We start from the raw sequence: 398 nt of genomic DNA on the forward strand, positions 1-398 counted from the left end.
ATCTGTCCTTTGCGTAAATCGATACCCATAAGCAGACCTTTTTTACCTGCATTGGCAAGAACAACAGCCATATTTGTAGTAATAAAACTTTTTCCCACATTTGGGGATACACTTGTCACCATCACAATATTATTGTCTTGATTCATCACAGAGAAATAGACACTTGTTCTTAATGAACGAATGGATTCTATTGCCATATCTGCTGGATTTTCAATGGATAGGGGCTTTTTACTTTCGCGATACCGTGATTTTTTTTCATCCAACGAGAATGGAACGGTGGCATAAACACGAAGGCCTAGCGCCTCGAGTTCTTCCGTGTTCTTAATTTTATTATTGAGAAGCTCTTTTCCGATCACAAAGGCGCAGCCCATCACGAGACCCAATAAAGAGGCCAAAAC

At 40.2% G+C, this 398-nt stretch carries 1 pseudogene; it reads right to left on the minus strand.

The features are described 5' to 3' along the window. Positions 1-398: pseudogene (locus ACNQ0T_RS23255) on the minus strand (tyrosine protein kinase); the annotation flags it as partial.

It is taken from the genome of Enterobacter cloacae complex sp.6700776, assembly GCF_048284255.1.
Classification (GTDB): domain Bacteria; phylum Pseudomonadota; class Gammaproteobacteria; order Enterobacterales; family Enterobacteriaceae; genus Enterobacter; species Enterobacter intestinihominis.